This is a genomic window from Rhodococcus sp. WAY2 (assembly GCF_009859915.1).
GTDB classification, from domain to species: Bacteria; Actinomycetota; Actinomycetes; order Mycobacteriales; family Mycobacteriaceae; genus Rhodococcus_F; species Rhodococcus_F oxybenzonivorans.
On record NZ_CP046572.1, the window covers coordinates 5,850,549 to 5,866,483 of the forward strand.

The following is a 15,935-nucleotide window of genomic DNA, read 5'->3' on the forward strand; positions in this document are numbered from 1 at the left end:
CAGTCGATGCAGGTAGCGCAGCGTGCGGAACACCACGACGCTCCAGATCAGAAGCAGCGCACACCACAGCATCGTTGCCGCGCCCACGATCACCGTCGAGTGCATCGCGCTGCCCAGTGCGTTGGCGCCCAGAGCGCAGGTGCCGACGGGAAACGTGAAACTCCACCAGGCGGGCGTGAAGTCGAGTCCTCGGTGGAATGCCCGCGCCGTCACCGTGATCACGGTTGCGAGGGCGAGAACACCGCCCGCGCCCACGGTAGTTCCGTAGACGACGCCGACCGTGTGGAGCCAGGTGTGCCCGGACGCGGCGCCGAGTAGGTTGATCGCCGCGACCGACTGCCCGATCACGCCCAGCGGTATCCACAAGGTCGGGACGAGTGCGGTGCCCGGAAGGCCGTCGCGTAGCAACTGCCGGCCGACGACGACGGTGACCGCCACTGCCGCCGTGAGAGCCAGCGCGAACAGTGCGTAGCAGAACACCAGCAATGTGATCTGCGGCGCGCCTTCCGGGAGGTGCCGGACCAGTGCGGCGCCGCCCGAGGCGGACACCATCGGGGGAACCACCGGCAGCAACCACGACGGCGTGGGCGTCACCCGGTACGGCTGCAGCAGTCGGCCGGCCATCACCGTGTAGGTGACGACGCCGACGATCGTCCCGATCGACCACAGTGCTGCCGCCACGGTCACCGACAGTTCGCCGAGACGGTGGTGACCGGCCGAGCCGGTGGCAGCGCCGACCGTCGACATAGCCATCGACACGGCGCCGTAGAAGGGGAACATGGTGTGGCTGCGGACGTCGGCCAGGGCCTGGTCGCGACGCCGGAACCAGTGGCGCCCGAGAGCGGTGGCCAATGTGAGAAGTAGCGCGGCTGCGAGCAGCCAGAACACCTCGGACACGCCGCGTACTCCGGGAACCTCGGTCGGCAGCGAGGCGGCCACCACCGCGACGATGCCGGTTCCCATCACTGCTGCGAACCAATTCGGCGTCATGCTCACAGCCTGCCGAGTACCTGTCACCGCCGGTAGAAGGCTTGCGGTTGCGTACCCACAAATCGCGTTTGTGGGACTAGCCTTGGGATGTGCCGCTCTCTCCCCGAGTCCCCGAACTCAATGCCCTCGATGTACTGCTGTCGGTCGAGCGTCTCGGGAGCATGGGTGCGGCGGGCCGCGAACACGGACTCAGTCAGCAGGCGGTCAGCGCGCGGGTCCGCACGGCGGAGCGTCTGTTCGGCATCAAGGTGTTCAGCCGCGGCGCCAGCGGAGTGCGGCCCACGGCCGAGGGTGCTCTCATTCTCGAATGGGCCAGTCACATCCTGGCGACAGCGGAGGAGCTCGCGTCCGGAGTCGCGGCACTGCGGGGGGAGAGGCAGGCCGGGCTCACGGTGGCGGCCAGCATGACCATCGCCGAGTACCTCGTTCCGGGCTGGACGGTTGCGATGCGGCGCAAGTACCCCAACGTGGTCACATCGGTGCGCCTGCTCAACTCGTCCGAGGTGACGGCGCGCGTGTTGTCCGGTGAGGCCGACCTCGGTTTCGTCGAGGGACCCGACATTCCGCCGGGGCTGCAGTCCCGGGAGATCGGCCGGGATCATCTCGTCGTGGTCGTCCCGCCCGACCATCACTGGGTTCGACGCTCGCCGATCCCCGTGTCGGAGTTGGCAACCACGTCGATGATCCAACGGGAGTCGGGTTCGGGAACGCGCACCACGCTCGAGAATGCGGTACCGCACTGTGTCCCACCTCTATTGGAGCTCACCTCGTGCACTGCGGTGAAGGCTGCGGTGATCGCCGGAAACGCCCCGGCGGTGCTGTCTTCCCTCGCGGTAGCAGCCGACCTCACCGACGGGCGGCTGGCCTCGGTACAGGTGGAGGGGTTGACCCTCCCGCGGCGGTTGTCGGCCGTCTGGGATCCGGTGCGGGGAGTGCGCGGGGCCGCACGGGACTTCCTCGACATCGCGGTCGGGGCCACCGCGGGAGCGGGACTTACAGCGCAGCCCCTCTGAATCCGTGCTGCCGCCACGCCTCGTACGTCACCAGGGCAGCGGCATTGGACAGATTCAACGACCGCCGGCCGGGCAACATCGGGATGCGCAGGCGTTCGGTCACGTGCGGGTCGGACAGCACCTCCTGCGACAGCCCGGTGGGTTCGGGGCCGAAGAGCAGTACGTCGCCCGGTTCGTAGGAGATATCGGCGTACGACACGGTGGCATGGGCTGTGAAGGCGAACACTCGCGCCGGTTCGACTGCTGCCCACGCGGCCTCCAGATTTTCGTGGACGGTCACGGACGCCAGGTCGTGGTAATCGAGCCCCGCGCGCTTGAGTTTCGGTTCCGAGAGGTCGAACCCCAGCGGCCCCACCAGATGCAGCTCACATCCCGTGCCTGCCACCAGGCGGATGGCGTTGCCGGTGTTGGGTGGGATACGGGGTTCGTGGAACATCACTCGGAACACCCGCACAGCTTAGGGGTACACCGTCGGGCGGCATGATGGACGGATGGATGCAGTGGAAGAAGTGGTGGGTGAGGACTTCGGCGACGCGCGACTCCCGGGTCAGGACTGGCGTCGGCGGCACTACACGAAGTGCCACTTCCGCGACGCCGATCTCAGCGGACTCCGCACGGAATCGGTGATTTTCACGGACTGCGACTTCACCGGTGCCGACCTGTCGGAGTCGCAGCATGTCGGAACGGCCTTTCGGTCCTGTTCGTTCACGCGGGCAACGTTGTGGCACAGCATGTTCCGGCATTGCAGCTTCCTCGGTTCCGAGTTCGACGGCTGCCGGTTGCGCCCGATGGCCGTCGAGGAATGCGATTTCACGCTCGCCTCGCTCGGCGGCGCCGATCTGCGGGACCTCGACTTCACCGACTGCCGGTTCCGTGAGGCCAACCTCGTGCGAACCGACCTGCGGGGCGCGGTTCTGCGTGCGGCCGACCTCCTCGGTGCCCGCACCGGGGGCGCGAAACTGGGCGGCGCCGACCTGCGGGGCGCCCACGTCGACGCACATCTGTGGACGGCGGCCTCACTCGACGGGGCGCAGATCGAACTGACCCAGGCCATCGCCTACGCCGCCGCCCACGGGCTGGTGGTGGAACCGACCTGACGCGGGTATCGGGTACCTGAGAGAATGGGCTCCGTGACTGCAACGATCCTCGATGGCAAGGCCACCCGCGACGAGATTTTCGAAGACCTGAAGGTGCGGGTGACCGCACTGAGGGACCAGGGCATCACACCCGGGCTCGGGACCGTCCTGGTGGGCGACGATCCGGGATCGGCGGCGTACGTGCGCGGCAAGCACAACGACTGCGCCAAGGTCGGGATCACGTCGATCCGACGAGACCTTCCCGGTGACATCACCCAAGAGAAGCTCGACGCCACGATCGACGAGCTCAACGCCAACCCGGACTGCACGGGATACATCGTGCAGCTGCCGCTGCCCCGGCAGCTCGACGAGAACGCCGCCCTCGAGCGCATCGACCCCGACAAGGACGCGGACGGACTGCACCCCGACAACCTCGGCCGGCTCGTCCTGGGCAAGGAGGCGCCGCTGCCGTGCACGCCGCGCGGAATCCTGCACCTGCTCCGGCGCTACGAGGTGCCGATCGAGGGGGCGCACGTGGTCGTCGTCGGTCGCGGTGTCACCGTGGGCCGGCCGATCGGTCTGCTGTTCACCCGGCGCAGCGAGAACGCCACCGTCACGCTCTGCCACACCCGCACGCGGGACCTGGCCGCCGAGGTTCGCCGCGCCGACATCGTGATCGCCGCGGCGGGTGTTCCCGGTCTGGTCACGGCCGACATGGTCAAGCCCGGCGCCGCCGTGCTGGACGTGGGTGTCAGCCGCACCGAGGACGGTTTGCGCGGAGACGTGGCGGCCGATGTCGCCGAGGTCGCCGGCTTCCTGTCACCGAACCCGGGTGGTGTCGGACCGCTCACCCGTGCATTCCTGCTGAGTAACGTCGTGGAGCGGGCCGAGCGCGTCGCGGCTTCTCGCGGCTGAGATGGCGGACTGGGGGCAGTTCGCGAAGAAGAATCTGCCGATGCTCGCCGTTCTCCTCGTCATCGCGGTGGCCGTCGTCTTCGTGCTGGCCGAACGGTGGCGACGGGGAGCGTTCGTCTTCGGTGTCGCGACGCTGCTGGCCGCGATCTTCCGCTTGACGATGCCCTCGGAGCGCGTGGGCCTTCTCGCCGTCCGCAGCAAGTCGTTCGACGTCGGCGCGCTGGTGGCTGTCGGGGGAGCCATCGTCTGGCTCGCCGTGTCGATCGACCCGCTCGGGACCGACTGACGGTCCCGAGCAGGCGCATCGTCAGCGTCCTGTGCGGGCCAATTCCATCGTCTCGGCTAGCAACTTGGCCACGGCATCGGCCTCGGTGAGGAACCCGTCGTGGCCGTCCCGGGAGTTGAGTACCCGGAGGCCGTCGCAGGTGGGGATCTCGTTGGCGAGGTCCTCCTGCAGGCGGATCGGATAGAGCCGATCAGAGTCGACGCCGCCCACGATCACCGGTGCAGTCACGGTGGCGAGCGCAGCGGCGACCCCACCGCGGCCGCGGCCGACGTCGTGCCGGTTCATCGCCTCGCTGAGAAGCACATAGGTGCTCGGATCGAACCTGCCGACCAGCTTGTCCGCCTGGTGCTGCAGATAGCTCTCGACGGAATACCGGCCGCCACGCCACGGGTCCTCGCCCACCTGCGGGGAGTTCGCGAACCGTGAATCGAGCTCGCTCTCGCTGCGGTAGGTGAGGTGCGCGATCCTGCGGGCGATGCCGAGCCCGGTACGGGGAATCCGCCCGGTGCCGTGATAGTCGCCGCCCTGCCAGTCGGGGTCGCTGATGATCGCTTCGATCTGCGTGGTCTGGGTACCGATCTGGTCCGCGGTCGCGCGGGCACCGACAGCCAGGACGAGTGCGGACGCGATCCGGTCGGGGTAGGTGACGGCCCATTCGAGGGCGCGCATTCCGCCCATCGACCCGCCGATGACAGACGCCAGCTTCCCGATGCCGAGAAGGTCGGTGAGCTTCTTCTCCGCCGCAATCTGGTCGCGGATGGAGATCTCGGGAAAGCGACTGCCCCACGGACGGCCGTCTTCGGCGATCGAACCCGGCCCTGTCGTGCCCCGGCAACCGCCGAGCACGTTGGTGGCGACGACGCACCATTCGTCGGTGTCGATCGGTGCACCCGGACCCACCATCCCGCTCCACCAGCCGGGTGAAGGATGTTCGTCGGACATGGGGCCGGTCACGTGGGAGTCGCCGGTCAGAGCGTGCTCGACCAGAACCACGTTGTCCCGGGTGGGGGACAGCTCGCCCCAGCGCTGCACGGCGAGGGTGACGGACGGAAGGACGGCTCCACTCTCGAGCTCGAGAGAGCCGATGTCAATGTAGCCCAGACGTCCGTCCGACACGGGCAGCTGCTGCAGTGCGCTCACGGTCAAGATGCCGCCGCCGTCAGGCCGGTTTCGATATCGGCGATGATGTCGTCGATTCCCTCGATGCCCACGGCGAGGCGAACCAGCCCGGGGGTGACGCCGCTGGCGGCCTGCTCCTCGGGGGTCAGCTGCGAATGGGTGGTGGACGCGGGATGGATCACCAGGGAACGCACGTCACCGATGTTGGCGACATGGCTGTGCAAGGTGAGAGCGTTGACGAACTTCTTTCCGGCGTCGATTCCGCCGGCGAGTTCGAACGTCACGATGGCGCCTGCGCCCTTGGGAGCGATCTGCTTGGCGCGCTCGTGCCAGGGTGAGGAAGCGAGCCCGGTGTAGCCGACCGAGACGACCTCGGGCCGGGCCTCGAGGTACTGGGCCACGGTGGTCGCGTTCGACACGTGCCGTTCCATGCGAAGGCTCAGCGTTTCGAGGCCCTGTGCGATGAGGAACGCGTTGAAGGGCGAGATGGCGGAACCGAGGTCGCGCAGCAGCTGTACCCGCGCTTTGAGGGCGTAGGCCGGCGGACCGAGTTCCGCGAAGACGACACCGTGGTAACTGGGGTCGGGGGTGGTGAAGCTCGGGTGCCTGCCCTGGGTCCAGTCGAAGGTGCCGCCGTCGACGATCACACCGGCGATCGCCGTGCCGTGGCCGCCGAGGTACTTGGTGGCCGAATGGACCACGATGTCCGCGCCGTGTTCGAGCGGGCGGATGAGGTAGGGCGTGGGCACGGTGTTGTCGACGATCAGCGGTAGGCCGTGCTGATGCGCGATGCCGGAGATGCCCGGGAGGTCGAGGACGTCGTTCCGCGGATTCGACACGGTCTCGCCGTAGAAGGCCTTGGTGTTGTCGCGAATCGCGCTACGCCACTGCTCGAGGTCGTCGGGATCCTCGACGAACGAGACCTCGATGCCGAGCTTGGGCAGCGTGTAGTGGAAGAGGTTGTAGGTGCCGCCGTAGAGACGGGGGCTGGAGACGATGTGGTCGCCGGCCTCGGCGAGGTTGAGGATCGCGAAGGTCTCCGCGGCCTGTCCGGACGAGAGCAGCAGCGCGGCGACGCCCCCTTCGAGTGCAGCGATACGCTGCTCGACGGCGTCCTGGGTGGGGTTCATGATGCGGGTGTAGATGTTGCCCGGCTCGGCCAGGCCGAACAGTGCGGCAGCATGATCGGTGTTGTCGAAGGTGTACGAGGTGGTCTGGTAGATCGGCAGTGCCCGCGCCTTCGTGGTGGCGTCGGATGTCTGCCCGGCGTGGATCTGCTTGGTCTCGAACGACCAGTTCTCGGTCATGTGCTGTCTACTCCAGTGGTCTGACGAGGCGCGGACGACATATTCGGGATCGTTCGCGCACAGGGCGTGGCTGGGGTCTATCTACGACAACAACAACACATCATGAACCTCCGATGTCGGACCCGCGCTTGTCACCCGACTGCGTGTTAATCAGGGAACCAGGTCATCACCCGGGGCACCCCACCGCGGTGGAGGGTTGCCGGCCAGCTAGCCGGGGCTCGTTGCTGGCACTCATGACCTCTGGTGATCTTAGCGGCTGGAGCCGAACGACCGGAAACGGCACCGATCAGGGCCCCTAGCAGGGAAAAGTTACCCGCGAGTAGGAGCAGGTTGCAGGGCCCCAGGTGTTGCGAGCCCGGCGCATAGCAGTACGCTTGTCTTGTTTAGGCGCGGTCTCCCAGCGACCGTCCTGACCGTCTACGTTTGATAAGCGAACCGTTCGCGGACCCACTCACAAAGTGTGCCCGCAACCGTGTAACCAGGGAAACTTCCTAGGAGGACGCGAAGCACCCATGTCCAAAATCAAGGTTGAGGGCACCGTCGTCGAACTCGACGGCGACGAGATGACGCGCATTATCTGGCAGTTCATCAAAGACAAATTGATCCATCCTTACCTGGATGTGAACCTCGAGTACTACGACCTCGGCATCGAATACCGGGACGAGACCGACGACCAGGTGACCGTCGACGCGGCCAACGCCATCAAGAAGCACGGCGTGGGCGTCAAGTGCGCGACCATCACCCCGGACGAGGCCCGTGTCGAGGAGTTCGGCCTGAAGAAGATGTGGCGGTCGCCCAACGGCACCATCCGTAACATCCTCGGTGGAACGATCTTCCGTGCGCCGATCATCATCTCCAACGTTCCGCGACTGGTTCCGGGCTGGACCAAGCCGATCATCATCGGCCGCCACGCCTTCGGTGACCAGTACCGCGCCACCGACTTCAAGGTTCCCGGGCCCGGCAAGGTGATGATCACCTACACGCCCGAGGACGGCAGCGAGCCGATCGAGCACGAGCTGGTGAACTTCCCCGAGGACGGCGGCGTCGTCCAGGGTCAGTACAACTTCACCAAGTCCATCACGGACTTCGCCCGGGCCTCGCTCAACTACGGCCTGCAGCAGAACTACCCGGTCTACCTGTCGACCAAGAACACGATCCTCAAGGCGTACGACGGCGCGTTCAAGGACATCTTCCAGCACGTCTACGAAACCGAGTTCAAGTCGGAGTTCGACGCGGCAGGTCTGACCTATGAGCACCGCCTCATCGACGACATGGTGGCGTCGGCGCTCAAGTGGGAGGGCGGCTACGTCTGGGCGTGCAAGAACTACGACGGCGACGTGCAGTCCGACACCGTGGCCCAGGGCTTCGGATCGCTCGGCCTCATGACCTCCGTGCTGTTGACCCCGGACGGAAAGACCTGTGAAGCGGAGGCCGCACACGGCACCGTGACGCGTCACTTCCGTCAGCACCAGCAGGGCAAGCCGACGTCCACGAACCCCATCGCGTCCATCTTCGCGTGGACCCGTGGACTCGAGCACCGCGGCAAGCTGGACAACACCCCCGACGTCATCGCCTTCGCGCAGAAGCTCGAGGACGTGGTCATCAAGACCGTCGAGGGTGGCCAGATGACCAAGGACCTCGCGATGCTGGTCGGCGGCGATCAGGGCTTCCTGACCACCGAGGAGTTCCTCGGTGCGCTGGACATCAACCTCCAGAAGGCCATCGCCGAGCAGTAAGCGCACAGCACCGCCAGCAGTACAGATACGGGACGTTCCCTCTGTGGGGACGTCCCGTTCTGTGTTCGCAGGTCAGCCGGGGGTGAGTGAGCTCACGGCCGTCCCATGCACGGCCGGGCCGGAACAGGGAAGAGAATCCTTCCGGAGGTGGTTGCCGACTGAGGCGCTCTCTGCCGTGTAGTCGTGTACGTCTCTATCCGAAAGTGTGTCTTCTGTGAGCACCTCCACGTCCGTCCGCCCCGAGCCGGCCGGTGTCGTCGCGCATCATTCGTCGGTCCGCACGCTCGCCATGGTCGCGCTCGCCTTGGGTGGGTTCGGTATCGGGACCACCGAGTTCGTCGCCATGGGTCTCCTGCCCGACATGGCGGCGAGCCTGGGCATCAGCGAGCCGACTGCGGGGCACGTGATCTCGGCGTACGCGCTGGGAGTGGTCGTCGGGGCGCCGCTCATCGCCGCCCTGACGGCGCGAGTGCAACGCAAGACGCTGCTGATCGCGTTGATGGCCGCCTTCACGCTCGGCAACGCCGCCACCGTGCTGGCACCGAACTATGGGGTCGTGATGGCTGCACGCTTCGTGGCGGGCCTGCCGCACGGTGCCTATTTCGGGGTCGCAGCACTCGTCGCCGCACACCTCGCGGAGCGCGGCAAGCGGGCCAAGGCGGTGGCCCTCGTGATGATGGGACTGTCCGTGGCCAACGTCGTGGGTGTGCCCGCCGCGTCGTGGCTGGGCCAGAATCTCGGCTGGCGTAGCGCCTTCGTCCTCGTTGCCGGCATCGGCACGGTGACCCTCGTCGCCATCTGGTCCTGGCTGCCTCCACTCGCGGCGATGCGGATGACCAATCCGCTCACCGAACTCGGCGCCCTCCGCCGTCCTCAGGTGTGGATGACGCTGATCATCGGCATGGTGGGGTTCGGCGGCATGTTCGCCGTCTACACGTACATCAGTACGACGCTCACCGACGTCGCCGGCCTCTCCCGTTCCCTGGTGCCACTGGCGCTGATGATCTACGGGCTCGGCATGGTGGCGGGCAATCTCCTCGGCGGCCGACTGGCCGACCGGGCACTGGTTCCCGGTCTCTTCGTCTCGATGACGGCGCTCGGGGTGCTCCTCGCGGTTTTCGTCATCGCCTCCCACAACCCGTACACGGCGCTGGTGCTCGTCTTCGGTGTGGGCGCGGCGGGTGCCTCGATGGTGCCCGGGTTGCAGACCCGGCTGATGGACGTCGCCGCGGACGCCCAGACGCTCGCGGCGTCCCTCAACCACGCCGCGCTCAACATCGCGAACGCCTTCGGAGCCTGGATCGGTGGTGTCGTGATCGCGGCCGGCTACGGGTACACGGCGCCCGCCGCGGTCGGTGCGCTGCTCGCCGTGGCGGGCCTCGTGGTCCTCACTGTGGCGGTCGCCATGGAACGCCGCAGCGCCCGTTCGTCTCGGTAGTCGCGCTGTCGTACGCGTCCGCTACGGTGCTTGCCGTGCCACACATCATCACCACCGTCAATGTCAACGGCGTTCGCGCCGCCGCCCGCAAGGGGCTCACCGAGTGGATCGAGCGCACCGAGGCCGACGTCGTGTGCCTGCAGGAGACTCGGGCATCCGACGAACAGCTGGCCGAGACTCTCGCGCCTGCACTGGCGAGCGGCTGGCATCTCGCGTCCGCGGAGCCGTCGGCGAAGGGACGCAACGGTGTCGCCGTCCTCTCGCGTAGACCGGCGGACGCCTTTCGGGTGGGTCACGGTGACGAGGAGTTCCTGGGAGCGGGCCGGTACCTCGAGGCCGACTTCGACGATCTGACGGTCGCGAGCCTGTACCTGCCGTCCGGCGAGGCACAAACGCCTCGGCAGGAGGAGAAGGAACGGTTCATGCAGTCCTTCGGCCGCTACCTGGCAGACAGCGCGCGCGCCGCGGTCGCCGCCGGGCGGCACATGGTGGTGTGCGGCGACTGGAACATCGCTCACACCGAACTCGACCTGAAGAACTGGAAGACCAACAAGAAGAATTCCGGGTTCCTGCCGCACGAGCGTGAATGGATGAGCGCTCTCTTCGCGGAGGACGCCTATTGGTCTGACGTGGTGCGTCTCCTCCACCCCGACATCGCCGGCCCGTACTCGTGGTGGTCCTACCGGGGAAAGGCGTTCGACAACGACTCCGGGTGGCGCATCGACTACCAGATCGCCACCAGAGCGCTCGCGGAACGCGCCAAGCAGGCCGTGGTCGAGCGAGCGGAGAGTTACGACCAGCGGTGGTCGGATCACGCACCCGTCACCGTCCAGTACCGCTGACCCCGGTATCTGATTCGTCTCGTTCCGCCCCACGTGAAAAGATCAGTACTCATGTCGACCCCTGCAGATCAGAAGCCCACCGCCAGGCCCCGGGTGCTCTCCGGCATCCAGCCCACCGCCGACTCGTTCCATCTCGGTAACTTCCTGGGCGCGCTGCAGCAGTGGGTTCCTCTGCAGGACGAATTCGACGCGTTCTACTTCATTCCGGATCTGCACGCGATCACCGTCGCGCAGGATCCCAAGGAGTTGCGTCGTCGCACCAAGATCGCTGTGGCCCAGTTGCTCGCCGTCGGAATCGACCCCGACCGCTCGACGCTGTTCGTGCAGAGCCAGGTTCCGGAGCATGCGCAGTTGGCGTGGGTCCTCAACTGCATCACCGGTTTCGGTGAGGCCAGCCGCATGACGCAGTTCAAGGACAAGTCCGCAAAGCAGGGCACCGAGAACGCCAGCGTCGGCCTGTTCACCTACCCGGTGCTGATGGCCGCCGACATCCTGCTCTACCGGCCGCAGCGTGTACCGGTCGGCGAAGACCAGCGCCAGCACCTCGAACTGGCCCGCGATCTCGCCCAGCGGTTCAACACCCGGTTCGGCAAGGCGTTCGTGATCCCCGAGGCCCAGATCATCAAGGGCACCGCCAAGATCTTCGACCTGCAGGATCCGACGTCGAAGATGAGCAAATCAGGGCCGAGTCCCGCCGGTTTGATCAATCTGCTCGACGACCCCAAGGTATCCGCGAAGAAGATCAAGTCCGCGGTGACCGACAACGAGCGGGAGATCCGCTACGACCGGGAGACCAAACCCGGTGTGAGCAACCTGCTGACCATTCAGTCCGCACTGTCCGGCACGCCCATCGAGACATTGGTGGCGGGCTACGAGGGCAAGGGATACGGCGATCTGAAATCCGATACGGCCGACGTTCTCACCGACTTCGTGACACCGTTACGGGCGAAGGTCGACGAGTTCCTCGCGGACGAGGCCGAACTGGATCGGATCATCGCCGCCGGTGCGCACCGCGCCCGTGAGGTGTCGTCGCAGACGCTGGCGACCGTGTACGAGAAGGTCGGGTTCCTGACACCGAAGGGTTGAGCACTGTGGCGGACGAAGCGAGCATCCTCGAGAAACAGCGGGCAGCGCGCCCCTGGTTCGACCACGTGATAAGGGCCGCCGGGCGATACCAGCAGCAGAAGGGCGACTACTACGCCGCCGGAATCACGTATTTCAGTGTGCTGTCACTCATTCCGATGCTGATGATCGCGTTCGCCATCGCCGGTTTCATACTCGCCGGCCAGCCGGAGTTGTTGCAGGAACTGCAAGAGAGCATCACCAAGAATGTTCCCGGGAGTCTCGGGGACACGCTCAACACCGTCATCGATTCGGCGATTGCGTCCCGCGCCGGCGTGGGTGTCCTCGGCCTGCTCGGCGCCGCCTACGCGGGGCTCGGGTGGATGGCGAATCTGCGCGATGCCCTTACCGCGATGTGGGAAAGTACCCACGAATCCCCGGGGTTCCTGAAGACCAAGCTGGGTGATGCGGGGGCTCTCATCGGACTCGGTCTGGCGATGGTGGTGTCGCTGGGCGCGTCGGCCCTCAGTAGTGGTCCGGTGGCAGGCACAGTCGTGAGGGTGTTGAACCTCGACAACATCGCGGGCATCGACCTCGGTCTGCGCGTCCTGTCGACGCTGGTGTCCGTGGTCGCCACCTGGGCGGTGTTCACCTGGGTCATCTCCCGCTTGCCCCGCGAGCCTGTTGCCTTCCGCAGTGCGATGAAAGCTGCTGTGCTCGCCGCGGTGGTGTTCGAGGCCTTCAAGCAGGTCGGGGCCATCTATCTCTCGATCGTCACCAGCGGTCCGGCCGGCGTGGCGTTCGGACCCATCATCGGTCTCCTGGTCTTCATCTATCTGACGTGCCGGATGCTGCTCTTCGCGACCGCGTGGGCGGCCACTACCCAGGAGAGTCTGGCGCTCGCCTTCGTCCCCCCGCCGGATCCGGCGGTCATCACGCCTCGCGTCCAGGTCAACGAAGGTCCCGGGATCGGCGGCGGACTCGCTCTCGTCGGCGCAGGCGCACTCGCCGCGCTGGGACTGTCCGGCCTTCTGTTCCGCAGTAAACGCTGACGGCGGCAGTCAACGACGGCGCAGGAGGCGCCACGCCCACAGCAGCAGCACGAGGATGATCGCCGAACCGCCGACGCCTACACCGATGCGCAGAGCCGTGGTGTCGTCGGCGCGATCGGAGCTGGAGGCGACGCCAGAGCTGGTCGTGTCAGCCGAATTCTGATCCGGCGTTGCTGCAAGTACCGCGCCGGAGGAGTCCTCGGACGGTTCGAGATCGATGAGGGAACCCACCTCCGCGTCTGAATCGAGCCCGAACCCGTAGTCCAGCAACCGGGCGGCCTGTTCCCAGGGCCGGATGGGTTGAGCTTCGGCGCCCATGAGGGTGACCACCAATCGACGGCCACCGTGGTCGGCGCCGCCGACGTAGGTGTGGCGCGCATCGTCCGTGAATCCGGTCTTGCCGCCCAGTGCGCCGGGATAGTTGTAGAGCAGTTGGTTGTCGTTGGCCAACGCGAATGGGGGACGGTCCTGATCCCCGGGTATCGCGGGGTCCCTGGGGAATCCGGGGAATTGCACAGTCTCCGTGGAGATCAGCTCGGCGAACGTCGGGTTCTTCATCGCGGCGTGGAAGATCAGGGCCAGGTCGAACGGGGAGCTGCTCATGCCGGGCCCGTCCAGTCCGGACGGCGTCGCCGTACGGGTGTCGTGGGCGCCGAGAGTGTCGGCGAGGCGATTCATCTTCTCGACCGCGATATCGTCGCCGCCCAACTGCCGTGCCAGTAGATGAGCCGCATCGTTGCCCGACGCCATCACCAGGCCCTGCATCAGTTGTCGATTGGTGTATCGGCCGTTCTTGCCGATTCCGACGGCGCTGCCCTCCACCTCGGCGTCTTCGGCGGTGGCCGTCACAGTCTTGTCGAGGTCGAGCTCGTCGAGAGCCACGAGCGCCAGCAGCATCTTGATGGTGCTGGCAGGCCGGTATCGGCCGTGCGGGTCCTTGGCAGCGAGCACGGCCCCGCTGTCGATGTCCGCGACGACCCATCCCGACGCGGAGATGTCCGCGGGAGGTGGCGGTGCGTCGTCGGGAAGAACCACCCCGCAGGCACCGAGCTTCGCACCACCGACAGGGCGGTCGGGCACGGCCATCGCGCTCGGTGTCGGATCACCCGGCCGAGGAACCTCTGAAGAGTCGACGGCGGGAGCGGGAGACGACCGGTTCGGACAGTTGTCGGTGTTGGGAGTGGTGAACGGCGTCGACGTGGGCGGCGACGGAACGACGGGAGGAATGGCGCCCACAGACGTCACCGAGAGTCCGGCGAAGAGAACCCCGGACACGACTGCGATACCCACTCGACGCCACCTCATCGGAGAAGGAGCGTATGTCATGGGTACCGAGCGCGAGAAAAGCACTGGCCGAGTGACATCCATTCGTGACGTCGGGGCGAGCGCGCGCCCTCCTGGCCGAGCGAAGACGTCGCGCCGAGTGTGGCAGGCCTCACCCCGAATGTGCCGGAGCAGAGTATTTAGGGAGCCGAACCAACGCTGACATACGTGCCCAGTAGGGGGAGTATGAAACAGACCAGTCTCGCTCTAATGGTGGCAGCGAGCGTCGCGACATCGTCGTTCCAGCGATCCGCACTTCCGGCAATTCCCGATTCTGATGTGAGGCGGCCGAGATGACGGCAGAAGATGTGGTGGGCGCGCAGACCGCAGACCGAGAATGTCGCGATTGCGGCTACGAGCCGGAGCTGAAGCGCACTCTGGGCTCCTTCCAGGTGTTCGCGGTGTCGTTCGCGTTCATCTCGGTGGCGGTCGGGATCTTCGGCACGTACAACGACGTCCTTCGGGACGCCGGTCCGGTCGGCATCTGGCTCTGGGTCGTCGTCGCGCTAGGTCAGACCCTGATCGCCTTGGTGATCGCTCAATTCGCGGCCCGAATACCACTCAGTGGCTCCTCCTACCAATGGGCGTCGCGGCTGGCGAACCCGAAAGTCGGCTGGTTGTTCGGGTGGCTGACCTTTTGTTATCTCGCCATCGGTGTGGTGACGGTCGACAATGCGATGGCAAGCAGCGCTCTCATGCCCCTGTTCGGCATGCAGCCCGACGAAGGCACCGCGCGGGTGATCACGCTCGTCGTGGTGCTCATTCAGGCGGTCTTCGTCGTGTTCTCCACGCGTCTCGTCGGCTTGATCACGTCGGGCGCGGTGGGGCTGGAGCTGGTGATCGTCGTGGTGCTGGCGATCGGGCTTTTCGTCGCTGTGGCGTTCTCGGGCAAGGGCTCGATCGGCAACCTCACCTCACGCGGTATCGCCGAGGGCGCCCCCAATTATTTCGCCGTCGGCGGTGGATTGATGGCTGCGATGATCATGGGGCTTGCCACGCTCGTCGGGTTCGACTCCGCGGCGAACATGGCCGAGGAGGCGAAAGACCCGTTCCGCAGCGTTCCGCGGGCGATCGTGGGATCGGTGGTGGCGGCAGGCGTGCTGGGACTGGTGTTCCTGGTTGCACTCACCATTGCGATCGACGACGTCGCCCGGGTCAGCGCCAGCGACACACCGGTGGCGGCGATTCTGCGCGATCAGTTGGGTCCGGTGATGGAGAGGACGCTGTTGGTCGCGATCGCGTTCGCCTTCTTCGGCGCCGGGATGGTGACCCTGGCCACCTGCTCGCGGATGGTGTTCGCCATGTCGCGCGACGCACGTTTCCCTGCTCACCGGTTGATGCGCCGGGTCAACCCGCGCACGCAGACACCGATTCCGGCGACCATCTTGATCGTCGTCGTGGGGGTGGTCCTGATGGCCGCGTTGCCGGGTGGGGCACTGCTCGAGCTCCTCACGGTGGGGACGGTCATTTCAGCGGTCCTCTACGGCGCGATAATTGTCCTCTACCTTGCGGTGCGCAAGCGTTTGGATCGTAAGGAGGGCGCGTTCGACCTCGGGCGCTTCGAGATGCCGATCGCGTACGGCGCCCTCGTGTGGTCGGCTGTGGTGCTGTTCGTGATCATGTCGCCCTCGAGTGCTGTGACGTCACTCCTGATTGCGCTCGGTGTGCTCCTCGCGGGAGGGGTGTACTTCCTCTACCTACTGGTGTTCACACGCGAGGTACTGGAAACCGAGCCGGGAGACGCCGATGTCTTCTCGCACTGACCTGGAAGTGAAC

The 15,935-nt window shown here is 66.3% G+C and carries 14 protein-coding genes, 1 pseudogene and 1 riboswitch; of the genes and pseudogenes, 10 read left to right on the forward strand and 5 right to left on the reverse strand.

Translation table 11 applies throughout. From position 1 onward, the window contains the following. Positions 1–30: 30 nt before the first annotated feature. A pseudogene (locus GFS60_RS26210) lies at positions 31–990 on the reverse strand (TDT family transporter); the annotation flags it as partial. Positions 991–1,079: 89 nt separating this feature from the next. On the opposite strand from GFS60_RS26210, the gene GFS60_RS26215 reads away from it, so the two are divergent. Then, positions 1,080–2,003 carry a LysR family transcriptional regulator gene (locus GFS60_RS26215; RefSeq protein ID WP_159925737.1) on the forward strand — a complete coding sequence of 308 codons (924 nt, stop codon included), beginning with the start codon at positions 1,080–1,082 and terminating at the stop codon, positions 2,001–2,003. Here the strand turns inward: GFS60_RS26215 and GFS60_RS26220 are convergent. Further along, positions 1,984–2,451, reverse strand: coding sequence for a tRNA (cytidine(34)-2'-O)-methyltransferase (locus tag GFS60_RS26220; RefSeq protein WP_159925739.1), 468 nt, complete (start codon positions 2,449–2,451; stop codon positions 1,984–1,986). The genes GFS60_RS26215 and GFS60_RS26220 overlap by 20 nt on opposite strands. Positions 2,452–2,494: 43 nt before the next feature. Between GFS60_RS26220 and GFS60_RS26225 the strand changes: the two genes are divergently transcribed. The 3 genes from GFS60_RS26225 to GFS60_RS26235 are packed head-to-tail and all read left to right on the forward strand — an operon-like array spanning position 2,495 to position 4,280. Next, the gene (locus GFS60_RS26225) at positions 2,495–3,100 is read left to right on the forward strand and encodes a pentapeptide repeat-containing protein (RefSeq protein WP_159925741.1); all 606 of its coding nucleotides are present in this window, start codon (positions 2,495–2,497) and stop codon (positions 3,098–3,100) included. 33 nt (positions 3,101–3,133) lie between these two features. Next, positions 3,134–3,994, forward strand: a complete 861-nt coding sequence (locus GFS60_RS26230) for a bifunctional methylenetetrahydrofolate dehydrogenase/methenyltetrahydrofolate cyclohydrolase (RefSeq protein WP_201453453.1) — start codon at positions 3,134–3,136, stop codon at positions 3,992–3,994. A 1-nt stretch (position 3,995) separates the two neighbouring features. Then, on the forward strand, positions 3,996–4,280 hold the full coding sequence (locus GFS60_RS26235) for a DUF3017 domain-containing protein (RefSeq protein ID WP_159925745.1): 285 nt from the start codon (positions 3,996–3,998) through the stop codon (positions 4,278–4,280). Positions 4,281–4,301: 21 nt separating this feature from the next. Here the strand turns inward: GFS60_RS26235 and metX are convergent, their stop codons facing one another. Together metX and GFS60_RS26245 are read right to left on the reverse strand one after the other, a co-directional pair. Then, the gene (metX, locus tag GFS60_RS26240; RefSeq protein ID WP_374433350.1) at positions 4,302–5,420 is read right to left on the reverse strand and encodes a homoserine O-acetyltransferase MetX; all 1,119 of its coding nucleotides are present in this window, start codon (positions 5,418–5,420) and stop codon (positions 4,302–4,304) included. Between the two features lie 2 nt (positions 5,421–5,422). Beyond that, on the reverse strand, positions 5,423–6,706 hold the full coding sequence (locus tag GFS60_RS26245) for a bifunctional o-acetylhomoserine/o-acetylserine sulfhydrylase (RefSeq protein WP_159925747.1): 1,284 nt from the start codon (positions 6,704–6,706) through the stop codon (positions 5,423–5,425). A gap of 119 nt (positions 6,707–6,825) precedes the next feature. Further along, positions 6,826–6,945, reverse strand: a riboswitch (SAM riboswitch). A gap of 273 nt (positions 6,946–7,218) precedes the next feature. On the opposite strand from GFS60_RS26245, the gene GFS60_RS26250 reads away from it, so the two are divergent. The 5 genes from GFS60_RS26250 to yhjD all read left to right on the forward strand — a co-directional run bounded on the left by GFS60_RS26250 (position 7,219) and on the right by yhjD (position 12,836). Then, entirely contained in the window at positions 7,219–8,442 is a 1,224-nt protein-coding gene (locus tag GFS60_RS26250) for an NADP-dependent isocitrate dehydrogenase (RefSeq protein WP_109331429.1), read from the forward strand. A 214-nt stretch (positions 8,443–8,656) separates the two neighbouring features. Beyond that, positions 8,657–9,880, forward strand: a complete 1,224-nt coding sequence (locus GFS60_RS26255; protein WP_201453454.1) for an MFS transporter — start codon at positions 8,657–8,659, stop codon at positions 9,878–9,880. Positions 9,881–9,915: 35 nt separating this feature from the next. Then, complete coding sequence (locus GFS60_RS26260; protein ID WP_159925749.1) at positions 9,916–10,722, forward strand: exodeoxyribonuclease III; 807 nt, start codon at positions 9,916–9,918, stop codon at positions 10,720–10,722. A gap of 51 nt (positions 10,723–10,773) precedes the next feature. Beyond that, entirely contained in the window at positions 10,774–11,808 is a 1,035-nt protein-coding gene (gene trpS / locus GFS60_RS26265) for a tryptophan--tRNA ligase (RefSeq protein WP_159925751.1), read from the forward strand. Positions 11,809–11,813: 5 nt separating this feature from the next. Continuing rightward, on the forward strand, positions 11,814–12,836 hold the full coding sequence (yhjD, locus tag GFS60_RS26270; RefSeq protein ID WP_201453455.1) for an inner membrane protein YhjD: 1,023 nt from the start codon (positions 11,814–11,816) through the stop codon (positions 12,834–12,836). Positions 12,837–12,845: 9 nt separating this feature from the next. Here the strand turns inward: yhjD and GFS60_RS26275 are convergent, their stop codons facing one another. Beyond that, a complete protein-coding gene (locus GFS60_RS26275; RefSeq protein WP_159925755.1) occupies positions 12,846–14,126 on the reverse strand; it encodes a D-alanyl-D-alanine carboxypeptidase family protein in 1,281 nt (426 codons plus the stop codon). Positions 14,127–14,452: 326 nt separating this feature from the next. Here GFS60_RS26275 and GFS60_RS26280 point away from each other — a divergent pair, with 326 nt between their 5' ends. Then, the gene (locus GFS60_RS26280; protein ID WP_159925757.1) at positions 14,453–15,922 is read left to right on the forward strand and encodes an APC family permease; all 1,470 of its coding nucleotides are present in this window, start codon (positions 14,453–14,455) and stop codon (positions 15,920–15,922) included. The last annotated feature ends 13 nt before the right edge of the window (positions 15,923–15,935 follow it).